Raw genomic sequence first — 20,560 nt, 5'->3', positions numbered from 1 at the left:
ATGGACGATCAAAATTAAAAATCATCATCCTGAGATGGATCTCGATACAAGGCATCGTGTATCGCTTCGACCAATTGCTGCGCAATTTCCTGTTTCGAGGCTTTTTCCAAATCGCGTTTTTCCATACGGTAGCTTTCGGCAAAAAATACCGTCATGGCATTTTCATCGGAAGCAAAACCAATATCGGCACGGGAAACGTCATTGCAGGCAATCATATCTAGCTTTTTCGCCACCAACTTGCCTGCTGCATACTCTTCTACATTGCGGGTTTCTGCAGCAAAGCCAACCATAAACGGACGTTTTTCCTGTTGCGCAATGGTCGCAACAATATCAGGGTTTTTGACCAACGCCACATTCAGCTCATCGCCTAATTTTTTAATTTTGTGTTCCGCAATTTCTGCCACGCGGTAATCTGCCACCGCGGCTGTAGCGATGAAAATATCACAGCCTTGTTCAAGCATCTGCAAACTGGTATCTAGCATTTGAATTGCAGAAGACACATTAATTCGCTGTACCCCATTTGGCGTATCTAAACTAACTGGGCCTGCAATAAGCGTGACTTTTGCCCCTGCTGCATAACAGGCTGCAGCCAAAGAAAAACCCATTTTGCCTGTACTATGGTTAGAAATATAACGCACAGGGTCTAAAGCTTCGCGGGTTGGGCCTGCTGTAATGGTGACATTTTTGCCTGCCAACATGCCAAATTTTTCCACCAAAGCACGCTGTGCCTGATGAAAATACTGCGTCACCTGATGCGCCAAATCTTCAGGTTCTGGCATACGCCCTAAACCAACATCTCCACAGGCTTGTTCGCCCGCATCGGGCATAATTACATGCACGCCATCTTCCACCAAAGTGGTTAAGTTACGCTGTGTGGCTTTGGCTGCCCACATTTGCTGATTCATGGCAGGTGCAACCCAAACTGGTGCAGTGGTGGCTAAGTATAAAGTACTGAGCAAATCATCGGCCAGACCTGCAGCAAATTTGGCTAAGGTGTCGCAACTGGCGGGCGCAACCAAAATTAAATCGGCCCACCGTGCCAATTCAATATGCCCCATGCCTGCTTCGGCTTCGGTATCTAATAATTCGGTATGTACTGGATTGCCTGACAGTGCTTGAAAGGTCAGCGGTGTAATAAAAGCTTGTGCCCCCTTGGTCATGACCACGCGAACACTAAACCCCGCATCCTTTAAACGACGCACTAAAATCGCACTTTTATAGGCCGCAATGCCGCCTGTCACAGCTAAAATAATGTTTTTATGAGGGAGGACGCTTAAATCGAAGCTCACAAATAAGCCACCTTTTTGTTGCAGTGGCGCTCACAATAGCATTAAATAATGTCATTCCCAAGAGATCTGTTGGGATTTAAGTTTCAAATTTAGAATAAAAAAGTCAAATAACAATGCATTTATCTATTAAACATTGGCCTGAACAAGAACGGCCACGTGAGCGTCTGATTCAAAATGGTGCTGCAAGTTTGTCCGATGCCGAACTACTGGCTATTTTCCTGCGCTCAGGCTCGCAACAACATTCTGCGGTGGAGTTGGCACGATTGCTAATTCAGCATTTTGGCAATCTCACTACTTTACTCGATGCACCCATTGCCGAGTTGTGTCAATTTCACGGCATGGGTAACAGTAAATATTCACAGCTCATGGCAGTTAAAGAACTCGGACGGCGTTATGTGGCTGAACATTTAAAACAAGATGCGCTAGAGCTTAGCAACTCCAAACGTTTGATGGAGTATTTGCGTTTTGAACTTTTGGGCGAAACCCAAGAAGTGTTTGCGGTACTTTGTCTAGATGCCTGTTTACGCAAAATCAGCTTTAAAAAGTTATTTTATGGCGCAGTGAATTCGTGTGAAATTTCTATTAATCAATTGCTGCGTTTTGCAATTAGCCAACACGCTACGGCGATTGTGATTGCACACAATCATCCTTTCGGATTGCCACATCCCTCACGTGCAGATTTAATCCTGACGCAGCAGATTCAGCAAGCCTGTCAGTTGCTAGAGCTGCGTTTGATCGATCACTGTATCATCTCAAGTGAAGGTAATTTTTCCTTTGCCGAACAACAACTGCTTAAATTTGAGGACACTTAAAATTTGCATATTGACAAAGCCTGCACAAGCACAGAAGATCATCAAAAAATTGTGATGATTCTAATAAAATGATAGTCGATCAACCCAGTGTATTTAACTTACTGTTTTCTTGGCGGGGCACGATTTTACCGAAGGTCTTACCGCCTTTGGGCGTGGTAATGTTGATCTCCACCATTATTGGCGGTTTGTCTTATATTGGTTATTTTCATTTTCCAGAATTGCCTTTGGTTGGCTTTACTTTAATTGGGGTGGTGCTGTCGATTTTTTTGGGCTTTAAAAACTCTGCCTGTTATGACCGTTGGTGGGAGGCACGTAAACTTTGGGGCATGCTGATTGCCAACGCGCGCCACTTTGACCGCGACTGCCGTATACTTAGTCAAGCACGACGTGAACGCGTCATTCAGCACGTCATTGTATTTGCCAATGTCTTGCGCGACCGCCTGCGTCATCAAACTGCCAATCCAACCGAGTTAATTCAAACCAGTGGCATGAGTCAGCAAGCAATTACCCAACTGTATCAACAAGCCAATGCGCCGCAATACACGCTCAGTTTGATTCAATGGGAGTTAATGCAAGCACTTAAAGAGGGCGAAATTTCCGATATTATTTACACACAAATGAATCAACACGTCACAGAGCTGAGTTTGGTACTCACGGGTTGTGACCGTATTGCTACCACACCGCTCCCTTTTGCGTATTCAGTCCTACTTAACCGAACAGTGTACTTTTTCTGTTTTATGTTGCCCTTTAGTTTAGGGTCTACACTCGGATTGGCGACTCCGCTTTTGGTCGGTATTTTGGCTTATACTTTTTTAGGTCTGGATGCGCTCAGTTCTGAAATTGAAGAACCTTTTGGCACGCAAAGCAATGACTTACCTTTAGATGCCATGGTAAGAACCATTGAAATTGAATTATTGGGTACGTTGGGTAAACCAACGCCACCACCAATTCAGGCACAGGACAATAATTTGCTTTAGACCCTCTTCCCAACCTTCTCCCAGAGGGAGAAGGAGTTTTTATCCTTTCTAAATTTTAATAATGGATATCACATCTGCTTATATGAGAAGGTTGGGATGAGGGAGTTACTCAACAAAACTCTCCCAAATCCCAATTTGACCATCTTTCACCCGCGGAATATTGCCCAATTTAATCCACGGCATATTTTCACCATGAAAATCGCTGCCGACAGATACTTTTAGACCATGTTCAGCAATCATGCGATCCACCATTTGACGGGTCGATGCAGGGTCAATATTAGGCGGCAATTCCACTGCATCACCCCCATATTTGGCAAAAATTTCAATCAAATAACGAATATTGGTCGCAGATAAATCATAACGGGTTGGATGCGCCAACACGGCAAAACCCTGACTGTCATGAATTACCCGAATCGTATCTTCCAAACTCAAGCCATCAAATTTCACATAAGCCTTTTTGCCTTCTTTGATGTATTTATCAAATGCTTGCTGCACACGCGTTACAATGCCTTTTTCTTGTAAGGTTTTGGCAATGTGCGTACGGGTAATCCGATCTGCTACGCCTTCGACTTTAAGAAGTACATCATTATAAATATCTTGTCCAATCAGCGGAGTGAGTAAATCACAAATTTGTTTGGCACGTTCTGCACGAATTTGTTTTTGCTGTTCCAGCAGCGCCTGTAAAGATGCAGGATTTTGCATGTTTAGCGCCACCACATGCACGCTATAGCTTTTTTTAGTGGCAGGACGTGACCATTGACTGGAAATTTCCACTCCCGAAATAATCTTTAAATCTTGCCCCTGAGCCGCTTGCTCTGCCAAAGCCAGCCCATCCATTGTGTCATGATCAGTCAATGCCAAGGTATGAATGCCCTGCTGAATTGCCGCAGACACCAATTCTCCAGGTGACAAAGTTCCATCAGAAATATTACTGTGTGTATGTAAATCTACGCCGTGCATCACTTATACTATGTCATTTATTTGATCAGATTTAGATACTCTAACATGAAAGCACTTTTAGACTTTGTGCCCCTCATTATTTTCTTTTATTTATACAAAACTGTAGATCCAAAAGACACTAATCATCAATTACTACAACTCATCGGCTCTGCAGGCGGTGTCGATAACAACCATATTTTGGTGGCCACCACAGGTCTGATCATCTCGATGTTAGTGGTGTACGGCGCATTGTTCATCATGCAAAAATTCCGTTTAGATAAACAACAGTGGATTGTGCTGTTTATGACCGTAATTTTTGGTGGCGTTACTTTAATGTTAAGCGATGACTTTTATATTCGCCTGAAAGCTGCCATTTTAAACATTGTATTTGCAGGTGCTTTTTTGCTATCACCATGGTTCAGCAAAGACCGTAAACCACTGATTCAACGCTTATTTGGGCCTGTGTTCAACTTGACCGAAGCTGGCTGGAAAAACCTGAATTATACTTGGGCAGCCATGTTTGCAGTCATGTCTTTCCTACACGTATTTTTTGCATTTTTATTTATGGACGGAAAATATTGGGGCGAATTCACTGCTTTTGGTGACATGATTGTGATGTTTTCCTTTATCATTGTGCAGTTTATTGTATTGCGCAAATACTTTAAAACATCTGAATAATTTCTGATCTGCGATATTCGAGAGTAACTATGCCTTTATTTGTTCTGAGTTGTACTGACCGTGAAGGTACACTGGAAAAACGTCTTGCGACCCGTCCTGCACATCTTGCACGTTTGCAACAACTCGATGCCGAAGGTCGCTTAATTGTGGCGGGGGCAATGCCAAAAGACCCAAGCAATCCACAAGCAGGCTTTTATGGCAGCACCATGATTGTCGATTTTGACAGTCGTGAAGCACTCGATGCTTGGCTACAAGATGAACCTTTCTTAAAAGAAGGCGTATATAGCCACATTGACGTTAAGCCATTCAATAAAGCATTCCCTCAAGGATAAGCGCTATGCGTTTCGTTGTTGCCAGTGTTGTTGCTGTTCTGCTCAGTTCACCTGTATATGCAGTTGAGCCAGCCACAACCACACCTACTGCACCTGCTCCTGCTGCTGTGACCAACACGGCAGCTGTAGCAACAGCCAATGGGGTTACTCCTGCACAAGATAAGCCCCTGACTGCAGAACAAATTGCCAAAAATAAAGCCCTTCAGGAAGCTAAAACCAAAGCCTTGATTAAAGATCAGAGCACACGTTTGCAACAACTTGAACAGGCAAACCTCGATGCTTTGGCACAGAATCAGGAACTGCAACTTAAAAACGATAATTTAGGCGTGCAAGTTCAAGTACTGCAAAGTGAACGCAGTGCGCAAATGTTTTTATACGGTGCTGCAACACTCGCGGTTGGCGTATTGCTCGGCTTCTTAATTGCTAGCTATGTCTATACCAAACGTCGCCGCCAATGGTAAGGTGAGCCCTCACCTCTTGATTTAAGGTACTCTGGTTTTGTTTCAGCCTATTCAAACTGCCGAGCTGGATTGGCAACTGGTCGATGGTATTGATGTGCCCATTTCCAAACAATTTGGCGATGTGTATTTCTCTAAAGACAACGGTTTATTAGAAACACGGCATGTGTTTTTACAGGGCAATGACTTACCCATCCGTTTAGCAGCGCTGAATGATTTTGAATATTTTTGTGTAGGCGAAACAGGCTTTGGTACAGGCTTAAATATTTTAGCGCTCTGGCAATTATGGCAACAGGTACGTCCCAATAATCGCAGCCATTTACACGCAATTTCTGTCGAAAAATTTCCACTTTGCAAAGCCGATCTTATACGTGCCTTAGCGGCTTGGCCCGAACTCAGTCATCTGTCTGAACAGCTGACTCAGCAATACCCTGCCGCTATTGCAGGCTGTCATCGTTTAAACTTTCCAGATGAACGCTTTAGCCTAGATTTATGGCTAGGCGATGCTCAGGAAGTTTTTCCTGTCATTGCTAAAACTGCTCCTGTCAATGCGTGGTTTTTAGATGGCTTTGCACCCGCCTGTAACCCCGATATGTGGCAGGAAACCGTGCTCAACCCGATTGTAGCACTGTCCGATTATGGCACGACTTTTGCCTCATTTAGTGTGGCAGGCGTACTCAAACGTGGCTTAAAACAACACGGTATTCACATCACCCGCCCAAGCGGTTTTGGGCATAAACGGGAAATGCTGAAAGCCATCTGGCAAGCGCCTGAAATAGAGCCAATATCCGATCAGAACGAAACTCAAATTACAACAAATACCACAACAAGCAACCAACAGCGCCATATTGCGATCATAGGCGCAGGAATTGCGGGTTTAAGCTGTGCGTGGGCATTTTCCCAACGAGGGCATCAAGTCACGCTCTATGACCAAACAGCGCCACTTGCAGGCGGTTCTGGCAATCCTTTGGCACTCTTAAACCCAAAACTTTGCCCAATTCATCAAAGTGCTGATCATTTAATGACTTTGGCATGGCAACATGCTTTAAATCACTATGCCGCATTCAAAGCATTTCGTCCGTTGCAGATTCATCAACTGGCACTTAAACATGCCGATGAATTGCTGGATTTAGCCACACAATACCCAAAAGGTATTTTAGCAGCACAGAGTGCAACCGAACTTACGCCACAAAGCGACTTTGCCAGTTTAAACTTATTGCAAGCAGGAGCAGTTTCTCCACATCAACTGCGTGATGAAATTCTTGCGCATCCGCACATTCAGTTTCAGCAAGCTCAAATTAAACAAATCACCACGACAGCACAGCAACTGATCTTACACAGCGTAGATACTGAACTTGGAGTGTTTGATCATGTCATCGTCTGTGCAGCGCTGCAAAGCGGTGCTTTTTTTGAGCATTACCCTGTGCTTAAACCCATTCGTGGGCAAGTTAGCTGGGTAAATAATACAGATCAGGCTTTGCCATTATCACAAGCCTATAGCTATGGCGGCTATTGCATGCAGCTCAATGCCGATCAACTGATTTTAGGTGCATCGTTTTATCCAAATCGGGAAGATTGTGACGTCTTGGCAGAAGACCATGTGCATAACTACGAACTTATCCACAGTGTCTTTCCTACGTATTCCGAAAACTTAGCACCCGTAGACACTTGGCAAGGTCGTGCTTCGCTACGCGCCCAAAGTCAGGATTATTTTCCCCTACTTGGCAAAATGCGTGATGATCAGGAAATTTACAGCTTTGCAGGACTCGGTTCTAAAGGCTTTTTATTTGCTCCGTTGTGCAGTGAAATACTGGCAGCACAAGTGTTAGCAGAAGCATGCCCTGTACCTAAAAACTTACTACAAAAACTGGCAGCTACACGCTTTCAGAAAAAGGTGAAAACCAAGAGACCTTATTTTAAGGCTCTTCCACCTTCAAGCTAACGCTCGCTTAGAGAAAATAGAAATAAAACGATACCCAACAAAAAAGCGCCTTACGGCGCTTTCTTCATATTGATGATACTTAGTGACCTTGTTCCAAAGGCATGCCTGCGTCGCGCGCAGCACGTGTACCACCCATTAAAACCACATATTCACGTGAGCTGTCCAAACCTTCTAGTTTTTCCGCTGCACGTGGGGCTTTACTTCCGCCACCACATAAAATGTAAATGGGTTGATCCGCCGACACCTGAGTAAGACTCTCTGCTGATAGATCGTTAATTGGCTGATTCACAGCACCTTTAACATGAGCTTCTGCATAAGCACTTGCATCACGTACATCCCAGATAATCGCGTCAGCTGGGAACTCAAATGTTGTAATTTCTTGTTTACGGATCATTGCGCACTCCTTTGATGTAAAACAACACTTGGCAAATGAAGAAAACATCCCTAGCATCTCAGATATTGTTTCCATTTGCAAAGGTCTTCATTATGCCTTCTTTCGATATTGTTTCTGAATTAGAACTTTTTGAAGTGAATCATGCGGTTCAAAACACACAAAAAGAAATCGGTACTCGTTTCGATTTTCGTGGTCAGGATGTTTCTATCGACCTCAATGAAAAAAACAAAGAGATTAAAATCTCCACTGAAAGTGATTTCCAATGTGAGCAAGTGTATACCATGCTCGAAAATCACTTCTATAAGCGTAAAGTCGACATTCAGGCGCTTGACCCACAAAAAATGACCGCATCAGGTAAAAATGTGATTCAAGTGATCAAACTTAAAGATGGTCTTGACTCAGATACCGCAAAAAAAATTAACAAAGCCATTAAAGACAGTGGCATTAAAGTGCAATCTTCTATTCAGGGTGACAAAATTCGTGTGACCGACAAGAAACGCGACACATTGCAACAAGTAATGGCGTTCTTGAAAGAGCAACAATTTGGTCTGCCACTGCAATTTAACAACTTTAAAGATTAATTTGGGGATGTCATGACACCAACCAATCGCTTAAACAAACTGGTCAAAGCAACATCAAAATTGCCGAAAGGCATTCAAAGCCGCCTTTTGAGTCAAGCCTTTGGTCGTGTCGTGCCGATGGTGGGCACTGCGAAAATTCGCTATCTAGAAGTAACCCCATCGCAAGTGGTGGTCAGTCTTGCCAATCATAAAGCCATGCAAAACCATATTGGACAGGTACATGCCTGTGCTATGGCGCTGCTGGCTGAAACTGCTACAGGTTTTGTGACTGCTATGAATGTACCTGATAGTGCCATTGTGCTGATTAAAAGCCTGAAAGTGGACTTTAAACGTCCAACTCAAGGTGCAATGACAGCCATTGCCACACTCAGCCCAGAACAGCAACAACTCATGCACAGCACCGACAAAGGCGAAACACTGGTCAATGTCAGTGTGATTGATGAATCAGGCGAAGCTCCGATTCAGTGTGAAATGTTGTGGGCATGGGTGTCCAAAGCACATTTAAAGCAGAAACAAGCCTAACGCCTGTTTCCTCTCCAAGAAAAAATCCCAGCTACTGTGCTGGGATTTTTTTCATTACGATGTTTGACTAGCTTGATACTTATGATGCTTGACTAGCCTGAGCTTCTAAAAACTTCTGTTTGGCTTCTTCAGGAATCTGACGTTTTGAGCCTTTGACATCAACCGCAACAAAGGTAAATACCCCTTCGGTAACACGCACAGCTTCACGTGAATCATCATGGCTGTCCCACACTTCAATTTGCATTTGAATTGAAGTATTGCCCACTTTCAAAATTTTGGTGTAGCAACTGATCACATCGCCCACTTTTACAGGCACCAAAAAAGTCATTTGGTTAATGGAAATCGTGGCACAACGTCCTTTACTAAAACGCTCGGCATGAATCGCACCAGCCAAATCCATCTGTGAAACGATCCAGCCTCCAAAGACATCTCCACTCCAGTTGGTATCTGCTGGCATGGCAATTGTTTGTAGGGAAAGCACTCCCTCTGGTTTTGCATGAGAATCTGACACGTTCACTCCGGACATTTGCATTAAATTAGCACGAACAGTGCATTAAGACTGGGCGTTGAGTTGCTGATCCAACCACTGTTGTAATTCAGTCGCTCGTAGCGCGCCGCTTATTCTAGCAATTTCATTGCTTTTATTCATCAATACCAGTGTTGGAATACTGCGCACATGGAATGCACCGCTTAAGCGTGGATTGGCCTCGGTATCAATTTTGGCAAACACCACCTGCGGATTCTGCTTGGCAACTGTTGCAAAATGTGGTGCCATCATCTTGCAAGGACCACACCAGTCCGCCCAAAGATCAATCAGAATAGGTAAGTCACTATTTTGAATAAAATTACTGAAATTTTGCTCATTCAGTTCAATGGGTGCAAGCGGAATCAGCGCTTGATGACACTGCCCACATGCAGGATTGGCAGATAATTTATCTTCAGGTACACGGTTTTTTGCACCACATCCAGGGCATACAATAATCATTTACTGAACTCCAAACAGTTGCTGTAAAAACTCTAATTGGGTCTGAATGGCTTTTTTAAACCATTCACCATGATAAATATCAAAATGTTGCATATCCCACTCTTCATATTGCACATAAGGCGCAATATTGGTTGCCGTTTCACGACTCGATTCAATTGGAATCAGACTATCACGCTGTGCGGCAATAAATAACACAGGGATGTTGATTTGCCGCACTTCTTGAATGGGGCGATAACGAATCAAATTAAAAAACACCCGAGCAGGAATTTCCCCACTCCAGTAATGATCGGGGTTCACAATTGACATATAACCTGCATAACTGTCTGTGGTCGGTAAAAAACACAGTTCTTTTTGCGCCACCACTGCAAGCGTTTTGGGCGACATCCCTACCTTTGCTCCCATATAGTCCTGACTGGAGATTTTTAGGGCTTTCGGAAGTTGCTGCAAAGGATATAACTTGGCACTTTCCGCACCATCTACAAAAGGCACTTGTACCATGACCGCGGCAATATTGTGTAAGCGTGAGGCCAAACTCAGCACATATCCGCCACTCAGTGAAGTTCCCCACAGAATCATACGTTTGGCATCAATCGACTTACGTTCCGCAATATGTGAAATCATGCTGCGCCAGTCATCTAACTGCGCCTCTATGGATACCAACTCACGTGGACGCCCTGTACTTCCGCCCCAATAACGATAATCAAATAGCACCACGGCATAGCCTGCCTGAGCAAAGTGTTGTGCATATTGTACCAATTTAAAATGACGCAAGGCCGCCAGACCATGCGCCATCAGAATCACCGCGGGTTTTTCTATAGATTTAGGGCGATAAAAGTCTGCAGCAATCACCTCGTGATCACTTTTGACATATAAAGGCTCAACCATATAGGAATGCATAAGCGCTCCATTGCGTTATTTTATCGTTATCGTCGTTATAAATATTTCAGAACATTCTGCTCTTGAATCTGCTTAATGCTATCATAAAGCATATTGTCATGAATAAAATGATGGAGTATTCCCATGTCTGAACAAGTCGGTTTTGCGGGTCAAATTGGTCCTGAGCATGTGAGCCAAGTTGTAGAAAAGGGCTTTAAGTCAATTATTAATAACCGCCCAGATATGGAAGGTGGCGCTGAGCAACCAACCAGTGCGCAAATTGAAGAAGCTGCGCGTGCAGTAGGTTTAGATTATGTCTATCAGCCAGTGGTGTCGGGTCAAATTACTGAAGTAGATGTGCGTACGTTTGCCAATCATTATAACGAATTGCCAAAACCTGTGTTGATGTTCTGCCGCACGGGTAACCGTTCAAACAACTTATTCCAGTTAGCAAAACAAATGGATTTGTTGGATGACTAAATCCATCCTCAAGTATGTATTTTGCTGTGTTCTGATCTGCAGCAGTATCTCGCTGAGTCACGCTCAAAGCGATGTTCAGACTTTAAATACCAAAGTCAGTGTTGCAGGTCAGATGAATGCTGCCAAATTTTCACAGTTGATGTGGCAAGGTTTTAAATCTGTGATTGTGAACCGTCCTGATCAAGAAATGGGCAATGTTGTTAAGGTGAGTGAATTACGCAATATCGCGGAAAAATCTCAGATCAGTGTAATTTATCAACCCGTTAATAGCGGTAAAATTTCTCAAACAGACATTCTTGAATTCGCTAAATATTATAATGAACTTCCTAAACCCATTCTGATAATTTGTCGTAGTGGCGCTCGTTCTAGTGCGTTATTTCATCAGGCAAAATTTCAAGGTTTGTTGCATGATTAAATTTATATTGGTGATGATGTGTGTCTTGGCGCTGAGTGCTTGTAGTTCTATGCAAGTACGCCCAACGGTGGGGGTGAGTGTGGGGACCTCTTTATAGTTTTTATTTAAACTTCCATAAAAAACAGCGCCGAAGCGCTGTTTGTTTGTTTTTTAATTATGGGCATGTTGTTGTATTTACACCATACGGACTTTGCAGGTTAGGTCCAAATGTACCATTCGAGCTATAATCGCTAGTTAAAGCAGGTAAAGTTAAATTATAAGTTGTTCTTTGTGGCAATGAAGTGATTGTAGATGCTGCACCAATTTGAACATTTAACCAATTCGCATAAATTTTTGGATAACGGATCGTAAAGTCAAATTTACCATCTTTATCCGTTGTATATTTAGCGGTTTCTCCTTGCCCTAGGAATGTTGGAACTTTTACAGGTACATTCATAACTTCAGGATTAGTAATAGCTACACCTGAAGCATTTGCTGGACAAACACTGATTGGCTGAGTGCTTAGGCTTGCAGGTACATCATCTGTATCATCAGCTGGCGTACCGTTATTATCCATGACTACACCATTGCGCTCATAATGATTTGGATTCGTCAAATCATAGTAACGTTCGCCTGCGGCAATCCATTGTTCACGAGCTGATTTTTCACCTAACTTAACTGAGTTTCTCCAGATGTACTGACCTTTACGGTAAGTAATAGGTGTAATATCCATCACAACTTCTTGATTAGCTAGCGGCTTACCATCAAAGTCAACCACACTCACAGAAAGGTTACGTGTGTAATAAACTCCATCACTCGATGAACCAACTTCCGTTGGGTTTACTCCTATTACAATTGAAGCAATTGGATTTTGTACTGCCGCCTGAACAATATCAACTTGGGTTACTTGAGTCGCATCAATAAAGCCATCTTCTTTAAATTTCGCTGTTAAACGTAGATCTTCAGCTGCAAATGTTGCGGCATCATAATTTTCATCACGTGCAAGTTCGTCTACTTGTACTTTAAATACGGCTTGTCCGTTGGCATCTGTGGTTAAACCTGATGCTCCTACAATTATTGCCCCATTACGTGCAAAATTATTAATAGCCAATTCAACATACTTATCAGCTATGCCGCCACCATTAGCATCAACCAAAGTCACGGTAACATCCGTGATATCATTACGTACATTCATGGTTGGTTTAGCAGCTGCAACACGTAAACTATAACGTGCAGGCTGTGGTTGTGGTGTTGGAGTCACAATAGGTGCAGGTGTAAATGCTGTTAAACGGTGTATTTGAGATACTGTACCTGCTTCATTAGTATGACTTGCAGTTAGCTCGATTCCACTTGCAATCAATAAATCAGCATCAACTGTACTTCCATCAATCTCAACCGAGAAGAACGCATTACCATTTGAATCCGTAATCACTGTTTGAGGTTCACTGGTATTGGTTTGATGCCCACTTCCTGGTGTTCCAATAATTAAAGTAGCTGCGTTATTTGCAGACAGCCTTACTGGCTGATTACGAACTGGCTGATTATTTCGATCTAATAATGCAACAGTTATAATTGAACGGTCACCCGCAGTGCTTAAATTCGATTTAGAACTCAGTATTGTTAAGTGATTCGTGTTTATCGCTTCAGTTACCGTAAAACTAAGCGTAGTTTCAAGCTTTTCACCTTTAGGGTTAGTGATAATACCTTTAACCTGAATACCCTTGTCTAATAAAGCTTGTTTTGCAACAGCTGGAATATCTTTAGGTAATGTAAGAGTTACTGGTAATTGTCCGTTAGCTGACGTAGAAACTAAATCTGCACTCAGTTTCACACCAGCTGTAATTGCTTCAGTATTCAATGCCAAATTCACAGGATAAGCTGAATTTGCTCCAAGCTCGTCCTTAACGGCTACTTGCACTGTATAGCTCTTACCTAATTCCAAATTAGATTGATCTGCTGTTAAACGTAAGTTTACAGAATCCTTTGGAATCTCAACTTGAATTGAACCGGTTTGCTGTAAACGGTCATTCGGGTTATTTAAACTTGTGCCGACTACCGCAAAAACGATACCATTTTTAATCAAGTTTGCATCGTACCCACCTTCAGCAACTCGAACAGTAAATTCTGCTTCACCATTGCTGTTGGTTACAGCCGAGTTAGAAGATAAAGACACACGTGAGCTAGTTAACGAAGATAAAGCAATTTGAATTGGTGTATTTGGAATAATGGCATTGTCTTTATCTTTTGCAACAACTTTAACACGAACTTCACCACCCAACACTGACACAGTTTGAATATTACCTACATATGCAATATCCAGACCTGCAAGCTCTGGTAAAACGACTGGTGGTTGTGCAACATCAACTTTCTTTGTAACAGTAAATGCGGAACCATCTGTACGAGTTGATTTCACGACTACCGTTAAACCATTCGCAATTAGATTCGTGAGTTCAGTTACATTGCCCGCTTTTACTTTAATTGTAAATTTTGCATGACCATTTACATCTGTGCGAATAGCTTGTGTAGAAACGTAACTCACACCATTATTTAATGCTGCATCATTTAAACCAATACTGATCAGCTGATTTTTAAGTACTTCGCCATCTGTACCTTTTGCGGTGACATCAACAGTTAATGTTTGCTCTTGACCAACTGCTAGAGTCAAATCTCCCAACATATCAACTGTAAAGTGATCAAGATCAATCACACCTAGCTCTGTCGGTGCTTTAAAGTTCAAACGCAATGTTTGTGTCTTACCACTTGATGAAGTCGCAACTAACGGTACACCTTGAATGGCTAAAGCAGCTTGCTCAGACGATGACTTCGCCTTGTAGTCAAGAATAAAAGTTGCAAATCCATCTGAATCTGTCTGTTTAGAAGACTGACCTGTATGACTCAAGCCTAAATCTTGCAACTGTTGATCACTTAAAGACCCTGCGATACCTAATGAAACAGTTTCACCTTTTAACGCACTGCCTTTTACACCGACTGCCTTGACTTTAACTGTGAAAGTATGATTTTTTGTATAATCAAATACCGCTAGATTTGAATCTGTGTCAGAAGTGATTGGATCTATAGCTAAATAGCGCGTCGCTTCTTCAGCAACTTCTTCATCAGCAACTGTAATCGCAATTGAATTGCTTACACCGTTGTCAGTCGTAAAATTAGCTTTAATTCCTGCTTTTACCAATGCTTCTACTGCAGCAGGTGTTTGGGCTTTAGTCTCAATATTAAAAGTAGCAAACCCGTTCACCAAGTCTTTATCCGCAGCCCCATCCAATGTTACACCATTTGATGTTGCCTCAGCATTTAAGTCAATTTTAACCTTACCTTTAGTTGCTGCTAAGCCTTTATTGTTAATTGCCTTAACAGTTACAGCAACTGAGTCATTTTTTGCATTAACTTTATATGAAGATGCAATTTCTAAACGCTGAATAGCATCTGCATCTGAAGCATTTGTATTTTCTGTTACTACATCAACAATAACGCTACCAGACGCAAGGTTAATACCATCTGTATAGGTTGCACTTAACGAAATACCTGTGTCGGATAAAGCAAGTGGATGTGTAACATCGGCCGTGCTAATCGTAAATTCTGCAATACCTTGTGCATTCGTTTTAGCAGTCGCATTATTGAGTTTAACGCCATACGCGAGCTCAGCCTTTGTAAAGCTCAAACGAATCTCTTTTCCACTTAATGGCTCATGTTGATCATTCTTTGCTAATACTTGGATTTTTACAGGAGTTGTACTTTTCGCAGCAACAGCCTGATCTGGCTTAATTACTGAAAGAGTTGAGACAATCTGAGATGTGTCTTTAAATGTTAAATCTGCTGTTGCGGTTTTTTCCGCTTTATGTTCATCAACTAGCAAAAAACTTAATGTTTCAGACTTACCCGCAAAAGTAGCAAGATCAGCTGATGTAAAATTACTACTCGCTTTCAGTGTATATTTCACCTCACCCTGAGCATTTGTTTGTTGAGTTGCTGCGCCATTAGTGATAATAAATTTATCGCGCATCGCTTCAGGCATATTTAAAGTAACAGACTGATTCGCTTTAATACCACCCTTAGCATCTGTTACAGTCGCAGTGACATCCACACTGCCATTTGGTAGATTTAATACTGTGCCTTGGGTCACATTGATTCTATAGTCACTGACAATCGTACTACTTTTCTTAATATTTAAAGTGTAAGGGATACTAACTGAAGTCCCATCAACAGTAGCAGTTAATTGTACTGAACCTTCAGCTTGTGCTAACGCAGGAACATTAATTTCAAATTTAGCTACACCATTTTCATCAGTCGCAACTACAGAGTTGGTACTGCTTACACCAAACTCATTTGTCGCAATTGATAAGCGAATATTTTTGTTGGCAATACCACCATTATCTTCATTTAAAGCTTTAACCGCCAAGTAAACTTTTGAATTATCTGGTGCAAATTGAATTTCCTGACTACTCGCACTCTGTAAATCTCTTGTTAAATGTGTTGCTACCTGTGACGTGTCTGTTGTTGAGGTATTGTCTCCACCACTATTTGGAGGATTAGTTGTACTACTATTATCCGTATTGTAATAACCATCACTTCCACCACCACCACACGCAACCAATGCGATAGAAGAAGCCAATACTGTAGACTTTACCCCTAATTTTTTTAAGTTAATAAAATATGTCATATTCGTACCCATCGTTTTTATAAATGTCACAGACCCGCAAGATAGTTTACGGCTTTTAACGGAATTTACTCAAAATTACAAAAACTTTCAATGTAAATCTTCCAAACCACAAATTAAATCGTGATATCGGCTGTTAATTGTAGTTATTTCAACTTAAAGGTTATAAATTAAATATTAGTTAACCATTTAATAAAATAGGTGTAACCATCATGTACGACCTCATTATCATTGGTGCAGGCACCGCAGGCATTAGCGCCTATAAAGAAGCGATTAAATACACCCAAAATCTACTCATCATCAATCACGGCCCATGGGATACCACCTGTGCCCGCGTTGGTTGTATGCCCAGCAAAGTTCTCATCTCTAGTGCCAATCGCATGCACGACTTTCAGCATGCACAAGAAGTTGCACTCACGGTAGATGCAAAAATTGATACATCCCAAATCATGACGCACGTACGTCAATTACGTGATCGTTTTACCCGTGCCACACAAAAAGATGTAGATCGCTGGGAAGCATCCCATAAGATTTCAGGTTTTGCGACTTTTATAGATGCCCATACAATTCAAGTGAATGGACAGCAATATCAGGCAAAAGCTTTTATTATTGCAGTCGGTTCTACTCCTGCTTATGAGCAAGCATGGAAAGAAAAATTAGGCGAACGCTTAATCACATCAGATCAAATCTTTGAATTAGAGAACTTACCCCAATCTTTGGCCGTCATTGGCAGTGGTGTAATTGCAATCGAATTGGCTCAAGCTATGCAACGCTTAGGGGTAGATACCACTATTTTTGCCCGTAGTCGTAAAGTTGGTTCACTCCGCAGCCCAGAACTACAAACCATTGCACAAGATACACTCAGTCGAGAATTGAATATCAAATTTGAAACCTTGCCTACACAACTACAAAAAACAGAACAAGGCGTGAAAATTGAATATCAAGAAAATGGACAAATACAAAGCTTAACTGCCGATTATGTATTGGTTGCTACGGGTAGACGCAGCTATTTAGATCAGCTTCATCTTGAAAATATTGATACAAGTTTCAACAACATCAAACAACTCCCAATTGATCCTCATACCAAACAACTCGGACAGCATGCTATTTTTATTGTGGGTGATGCACACACGAATACTCCCATTCAACATGAAGCAGCACATGAAGGGCGTGCAGCCGTGCATAATTGTTTAAGCTTTCCAAACATTGAAAATATAAAAACATTAACACCCATGGGCATTGTGTTTAGCTCACCTGAAATGGCATCTGTAGGACAAAACTATAAACAACTGAAAGAGCAAAATATTGCATTTACGACAGGCTTTGTTTCTTATGAAAAACAAGGTCGCGCTTTGGTGCTGGGAAAAAATAAAGGTGCGATTGAAGTTTATATTAATAATAAAAGTCAAAAGTTATTAGGTGCTGAATTATTTGTGGATGCTGCTGAGCACATGGCGCACTTATTGGCTTGGATGATTGATGAAGAACTCACACTTGAGGATATTTTAGATAAACCGTTCTACCATCCAACACTAGAAGAGGGTTTAAGAACAGCACTTAAACATGCACGTCGACAACTACGTGAAATCTAATCAAATTTAGAAAGTATGCTTACTCTTTAAAACCATCATCATCTGATGGTTTTATTTTGCCTTCACTTTTTATAGTTTTTAATATTTTCTTTTCTACATAAAAAAACACCCCCAACGCTAGTTGAGGGTGTTTAGAATAATGAGCTGGCGATGACTTACTCTCACATGGGTAACCCCACACTACCATCAGCGCGAAGAGGTTTCACTTCTGAGTTCGGTAAGGGATCAGGTGGTTCACTCTTGCTATGGTCGCCAGCACAACTGTTTACGGAGACTTGCATTGGTCTTATTCACGATGGTGATGCACTGCGTTTTCCGAATCTGTAACAGATTGGGCTGTATTGGGTCTGAATTTTATTGTTTAGCGTTAACTAAATCAAGATCAGTCTGAATTGACTGATTGGATTTGAATCGATTGAGCATACAACCCCAACTGTTTGGGTGTTGTATAGTCAAGCCTCACGAGCAATTAGTATTGGTCAGCTTCACATATCGCTATGCTTCCACATCCAACCTATCAACGTCGTAGTCTTCAACGGCTCTTTAGGAGGCATAAAGCCTCGGGGAAATCTTATCTTGAGGTAGGCTTCCCGCTTAGATGCTTTCAGCGGTTATCCCTTCCGAACATAGCTACCCGGCGATGCGACTGGCGTCACAACCGGTACACCAGAGGTTCGTCCACTCTGGTCCTCTCGTACTAGGAGCAGATCCTCTCAAATTTCCAGCGCCCACGGTAGATAGGGACCGAACTGTCTCACGACGTTCTAAACCCAGCTCGCGTACCTCTTTAAATGGCGAACAGCCATACCCTTGGGACCTGCTTCAGCCCCAGGATGAGATGAGCCGACATCGAGGTGCCAAACACCGCCGTCGATATGAACTCTTGGGCGGTATCAGCCTGTTATCCCCAGAGTACCTTTTATCCGTTGAGCGATGGCCCTTCCATACAGAACCACCGGATCACTAAGACCTACTTTCGTACCTGCTCGACTTGTGGGTCTCGCAGTTAAGCGCGCTTTTGCCTTTATACTCTACGCGTGATTTCCGACCACGCTGAGCGCACCTTCGTACTCCTCCGTTACTCTTTAGGAGGAGACCGCCCCAGTCAAACTACCCACCAGACATGGTCCTCGTCCCGGATAACGGGACAGAGTTAGAACCTCAACATTACCAGGGTGGTATTTCAAGGACGGCTCCACTCGGACTAGCGTCCAAGTTTCAAAGCCTCCCACCTATCCTACACAAGTAAGGTCAAAGTTCAATGTCAAGCTGCAGTAAAGGTTCACGGGGTCTTTCCGTCTAGCCGCGGGTACACCGCATCTTCACGGCGAATTCGATTTCACTGAGCCTCTGCTGGAGACAGCGCCGCCATCATTATGCCATTCGTGCAGGTCGGAACTTACCCGACAAGGAATTTCGCTACCTTAGGACCGTTATAGTTACGGCCGCCGTTTACTGGGGCTTCGATCAAGAGCTTCGCTTACGCTAACCCCATCAATTAACCTTCCAGCACCGGGCAGGCATCACACCCTATACGTCCACTTTCGTGTTTGCAGAGTGCTATGTTTTTAATAAACAGTTGCAGCGGCCTGGTTTCTGAGGCTGTCGACAGCTCAAGGAGCGAGTCCTATCACCATCAACAGCGTACCTTCTCCCGAAGTTACGGTACCATTTTGCCTAGTTCCTTCAGCAGAGTTCTCTCAAGCGCTTTGGTCTACTCGACCTGACCACCTGTGTCGGTTTCGGGTACGATTCCAGTGTAACTGAAGCTTAGAGACTTTTCCTGGAAGCAGGGTATCAGCCACTTCACTGTACAAGTACAGCTTGCTATCAGATCTCAGCATAGAGCACCCCGGATTTGCCTAAGATGCATGCCTACTTCCTTTCACCTGGACAACCAACGCCAGGCTGACTTAACCTTCTCCGTCCTCTCATCGCATTACACTGAAGTATTGGAATATTAACCAATTTCCCATCGACTACGCCTCTCGGCCTCGCCTTAGGGGTCGACTCACCCAGCCCCGATTAACGTTGGACTGGAACCCTTGGTCTTTCAGCGAACGGGTTTTTCACCCGTTTTGTCGTTACTCACGTCAGCATTCGCACTTCTGATACCTCCAGCAGACTTCTCAATCCACCTTCTTCGGCTTACAGAACGCTCCCCTACCACTTGACTAATGTCAAATCCGCAGCTTCGGCACATAGTTTTAGCCCCGTTACATCTTCCGCGCAGGCCGACTCGACTAGTGAGCTATTACGCTTTCTTTAAAGGGTGGCTGCTTCTAAGCCAACCTCCTAGCTGTCTATGCCTTCCCACATCGTTTCCCACTTAACTATGATTTTGGGGCCTTAGCTGGCGGTCTGGATTGTTTTCCTCTTGACTACGGACGTTAGCACCCGCAGTCTGTCTCCCGGATAGTACTCATAGGTATTCGGAGTTTGCATCGGTTTGGTAAGTCGGGATGACCCCCTAGCCGAAACAGTGCTCTACCCCCAATGGTATTCGTCCGAGGCGCTACCTAAATAGCTTTCGGGGAGAACCAGCTATCACCGAGTTTGATTAGCCTTTCACCCCTATCCACAAGTCATCCCCTGGCTTTTCAACGACAGTGGGTTCGGTCCTCCAGTTAGTGTTAC

At 43.0% G+C, this 20,560-nt stretch carries 18 protein-coding genes, 1 rRNA gene and 3 other annotated features; of the genes, 11 read left to right on the top strand and 8 right to left on the bottom strand.

What is annotated here, in order from left to right:
• Window positions 1-14 precede the first annotated feature (14 nt).
• A complete protein-coding gene (coaBC, locus tag F947_RS12510) occupies window positions 15-1,289 on the bottom strand; it encodes a bifunctional phosphopantothenoylcysteine decarboxylase/phosphopantothenate--cysteine ligase CoaBC (protein ID WP_004976244.1) in 1,275 nt (424 codons plus the stop codon).
• Window positions 1,290-1,402: 113 nt separating this feature from the next.
• Between coaBC and radC the strand changes: the two genes are divergently transcribed.
• Both radC and F947_RS12500 read left to right on the top strand, forming a co-directional pair.
• Window positions 1,403-2,101 carry a RadC family protein gene (radC, locus tag F947_RS12505; protein ID WP_004976243.1) on the top strand — a complete coding sequence of 233 codons (699 nt, stop codon included), beginning with the start codon at window positions 1,403-1,405 and terminating at the stop codon, window positions 2,099-2,101.
• Between the two features lie 68 nt (window positions 2,102-2,169).
• On the top strand, window positions 2,170-3,078 hold the full coding sequence (locus F947_RS12500) for a bestrophin family protein (protein WP_004976242.1): 909 nt from the start codon (window positions 2,170-2,172) through the stop codon (window positions 3,076-3,078).
• 105 nt (window positions 3,079-3,183) lie between these two features.
• Here the strand turns inward: F947_RS12500 and F947_RS12495 are convergent, their stop codons facing one another.
• Complete coding sequence (locus tag F947_RS12495; protein ID WP_004976240.1) at window positions 3,184-4,038, bottom strand: PHP domain-containing protein; 855 nt, start codon at window positions 4,036-4,038, stop codon at window positions 3,184-3,186.
• 45 nt (window positions 4,039-4,083) lie between these two features.
• On the opposite strand from F947_RS12495, the gene F947_RS12490 reads away from it, so the two are divergent.
• Genes F947_RS12490 through mnmC form a run of 4 tightly spaced genes read left to right on the top strand, consistent with a single transcriptional unit; the run spans window position 4,084 to window position 7,427 of the window.
• Window positions 4,084-4,695, top strand: a complete 612-nt coding sequence (locus F947_RS12490; RefSeq protein ID WP_004976239.1) for a septation protein IspZ — start codon at window positions 4,084-4,086, stop codon at window positions 4,693-4,695.
• Window positions 4,696-4,724: 29 nt separating this feature from the next.
• Window positions 4,725-5,027, top strand: a complete 303-nt coding sequence (locus F947_RS12485) for a YciI family protein (protein WP_004976238.1) — start codon at window positions 4,725-4,727, stop codon at window positions 5,025-5,027.
• A gap of 5 nt (window positions 5,028-5,032) precedes the next feature.
• Window positions 5,033-5,488 (top strand): SH3 domain-containing protein, encoded by a 456-nt coding sequence (locus F947_RS12480; protein WP_004976237.1) that lies wholly within the window; start codon window positions 5,033-5,035, stop codon window positions 5,486-5,488.
• Between the two features lie 37 nt (window positions 5,489-5,525).
• Window positions 5,526-7,427, top strand: coding sequence for a bifunctional tRNA (5-methylaminomethyl-2-thiouridine)(34)-methyltransferase MnmC2/FAD-dependent 5-carboxymethylaminomethyl-2-thiouridine(34) oxidoreductase MnmC1 (gene mnmC, locus F947_RS12475; RefSeq protein WP_004976236.1), 1,902 nt, complete (start codon window positions 5,526-5,528; stop codon window positions 7,425-7,427).
• Between the two features lie 79 nt (window positions 7,428-7,506).
• Here mnmC and F947_RS12470 read toward each other — a convergent pair whose 3' ends face one another.
• The gene (locus F947_RS12470; protein ID WP_004976235.1) at window positions 7,507-7,821 is read right to left on the bottom strand and encodes a rhodanese-like domain-containing protein; all 315 of its coding nucleotides are present in this window, start codon (window positions 7,819-7,821) and stop codon (window positions 7,507-7,509) included.
• Window positions 7,822-7,913: 92 nt separating this feature from the next.
• Between F947_RS12470 and F947_RS12465 the strand changes: the two genes are divergently transcribed.
• Complete coding sequence (locus tag F947_RS12465) at window positions 7,914-8,402, top strand: YajQ family cyclic di-GMP-binding protein (protein WP_004976234.1); 489 nt, start codon at window positions 7,914-7,916, stop codon at window positions 8,400-8,402.
• Window positions 8,403-8,414: 12 nt separating this feature from the next.
• Window positions 8,415-8,924 carry a DUF4442 domain-containing protein gene (locus tag F947_RS12460; RefSeq protein ID WP_004976233.1) on the top strand — a complete coding sequence of 170 codons (510 nt, stop codon included), beginning with the start codon at window positions 8,415-8,417 and terminating at the stop codon, window positions 8,922-8,924.
• Window positions 8,925-9,003: 79 nt separating this feature from the next.
• On the opposite strand, the gene F947_RS12455 is transcribed toward F947_RS12460, so the two are convergent.
• From F947_RS12455 to F947_RS12445, 3 genes are read right to left on the bottom strand one after another with little or no spacing between them, the layout of a single operon-like run.
• Window positions 9,004-9,450: an acyl-CoA thioesterase gene (locus F947_RS12455; RefSeq protein WP_218618957.1), complete on the bottom strand. Its 447-nt coding sequence runs from the start codon at window positions 9,448-9,450 to the stop codon at window positions 9,004-9,006.
• A gap of 27 nt (window positions 9,451-9,477) precedes the next feature.
• Complete coding sequence (trxC, locus tag F947_RS12450) at window positions 9,478-9,909, bottom strand: thioredoxin TrxC (RefSeq protein ID WP_004976231.1); 432 nt, start codon at window positions 9,907-9,909, stop codon at window positions 9,478-9,480.
• On the bottom strand, window positions 9,910-10,806 hold the full coding sequence (locus tag F947_RS12445) for an alpha/beta hydrolase (protein WP_004976229.1): 897 nt from the start codon (window positions 10,804-10,806) through the stop codon (window positions 9,910-9,912).
• Between the two features lie 123 nt (window positions 10,807-10,929).
• On the opposite strand from F947_RS12445, the gene F947_RS12440 reads away from it, so the two are divergent.
• Window positions 10,930-11,265, top strand: a complete 336-nt coding sequence (locus F947_RS12440; RefSeq protein ID WP_004976227.1) for a protein tyrosine phosphatase family protein — start codon at window positions 10,930-10,932, stop codon at window positions 11,263-11,265.
• The gene (locus F947_RS12435) at window positions 11,258-11,680 is read left to right on the top strand and encodes a protein tyrosine phosphatase family protein (protein WP_004976225.1); all 423 of its coding nucleotides are present in this window, start codon (window positions 11,258-11,260) and stop codon (window positions 11,678-11,680) included. Before F947_RS12440 ends, F947_RS12435 begins: the two co-directional genes overlap by 8 nt.
• A gap of 154 nt (window positions 11,681-11,834) precedes the next feature.
• Here F947_RS12435 and F947_RS12430 read toward each other — a convergent pair whose 3' ends face one another.
• A complete protein-coding gene (locus F947_RS12430) occupies window positions 11,835-16,334 on the bottom strand; it encodes a hypothetical protein (RefSeq protein WP_004976220.1) in 4,500 nt (1,499 codons plus the stop codon).
• Window positions 16,335-16,543: 209 nt separating this feature from the next.
• Between F947_RS12430 and F947_RS12425 the strand changes: the two genes are divergently transcribed.
• Window positions 16,544-17,923: a dihydrolipoyl dehydrogenase gene (locus F947_RS12425; RefSeq protein ID WP_004976218.1), complete on the top strand. Its 1,380-nt coding sequence runs from the start codon at window positions 16,544-16,546 to the stop codon at window positions 17,921-17,923.
• A 142-nt stretch (window positions 17,924-18,065) separates the two neighbouring features.
• On the opposite strand, the gene rrf is transcribed toward F947_RS12425, so the two are convergent.
• Window positions 18,066-18,180, bottom strand: a 5S ribosomal RNA gene (rrf, locus tag F947_RS12420).
• A gap of 204 nt (window positions 18,181-18,384) precedes the next feature.
• Window positions 18,385-19,257: a sequence feature (23S ribosomal RNA rRNA prediction is too short), on the bottom strand.
• A gap of 1 nt (window position 19,258) precedes the next feature.
• Window positions 19,259-20,015, bottom strand: a sequence feature (23S ribosomal RNA rRNA prediction is too short).
• A gap of 11 nt (window positions 20,016-20,026) precedes the next feature.
• Window positions 20,027-20,463, bottom strand: a sequence feature (23S ribosomal RNA rRNA prediction is too short).
• Window positions 20,464-20,560 lie beyond the last annotated feature (97 nt).

It is taken from the genome of Acinetobacter towneri DSM 14962 = CIP 107472 (genome assembly GCF_000368785.1).
Taxonomy (GTDB): domain Bacteria; phylum Pseudomonadota; class Gammaproteobacteria; order Pseudomonadales; family Moraxellaceae; genus Acinetobacter; species Acinetobacter towneri.
This window is presented reverse-complemented; position numbering and strand designations above follow the sequence as displayed.

Coding starts and splice junctions, on each gene's coding strand:
- F947_RS12480 (WP_004976237.1), top strand. CDS start 5,033: ATGCGTTTCGTTGTTGCCAGTGTTGTTGCTGTTCTGCTCAGTTCACCT.
- F947_RS12490 (WP_004976239.1), top strand. CDS start 4,084: ATGAAAGCACTTTTAGACTTTGTGCCCCTCATTATTTTCTTTTATTTA.
- F947_RS12440 (WP_004976227.1), top strand. CDS start 10,930: ATGTCTGAACAAGTCGGTTTTGCGGGTCAAATTGGTCCTGAGCATGTG.
- F947_RS12500 (WP_004976242.1), top strand. CDS start 2,170: ATGATAGTCGATCAACCCAGTGTATTTAACTTACTGTTTTCTTGGCGG.
- F947_RS12455 (WP_218618957.1), bottom strand. CDS start 9,450: ATGTCCGGAGTGAACGTGTCAGATTCTCATGCAAAACCAGAGGGAGTG.
- F947_RS12495 (WP_004976240.1), bottom strand. CDS start 4,038: ATGCACGGCGTAGATTTACATACACACAGTAATATTTCTGATGGAACT.
- trxC (WP_004976231.1), bottom strand. CDS start 9,909: ATGATTATTGTATGCCCTGGATGTGGTGCAAAAAACCGTGTACCTGAA.
- F947_RS12445 (WP_004976229.1), bottom strand. CDS start 10,806: ATGCATTCCTATATGGTTGAGCCTTTATATGTCAAAAGTGATCACGAG.
- F947_RS12430 (WP_004976220.1), bottom strand. CDS start 16,334: ATGACATATTTTATTAACTTAAAAAAATTAGGGGTAAAGTCTACAGTA.
- F947_RS12425 (WP_004976218.1), top strand. CDS start 16,544: ATGTACGACCTCATTATCATTGGTGCAGGCACCGCAGGCATTAGCGCC.
- F947_RS12485 (WP_004976238.1), top strand. CDS start 4,725: ATGCCTTTATTTGTTCTGAGTTGTACTGACCGTGAAGGTACACTGGAA.
- F947_RS12435 (WP_004976225.1), top strand. CDS start 11,258: ATGACTAAATCCATCCTCAAGTATGTATTTTGCTGTGTTCTGATCTGC.
- radC (WP_004976243.1), top strand. CDS start 1,403: ATGCATTTATCTATTAAACATTGGCCTGAACAAGAACGGCCACGTGAG.
- F947_RS12465 (WP_004976234.1), top strand. CDS start 7,914: ATGCCTTCTTTCGATATTGTTTCTGAATTAGAACTTTTTGAAGTGAAT.
- F947_RS12460 (WP_004976233.1), top strand. CDS start 8,415: ATGACACCAACCAATCGCTTAAACAAACTGGTCAAAGCAACATCAAAA.
- F947_RS12470 (WP_004976235.1), bottom strand. CDS start 7,821: ATGATCCGTAAACAAGAAATTACAACATTTGAGTTCCCAGCTGACGCG.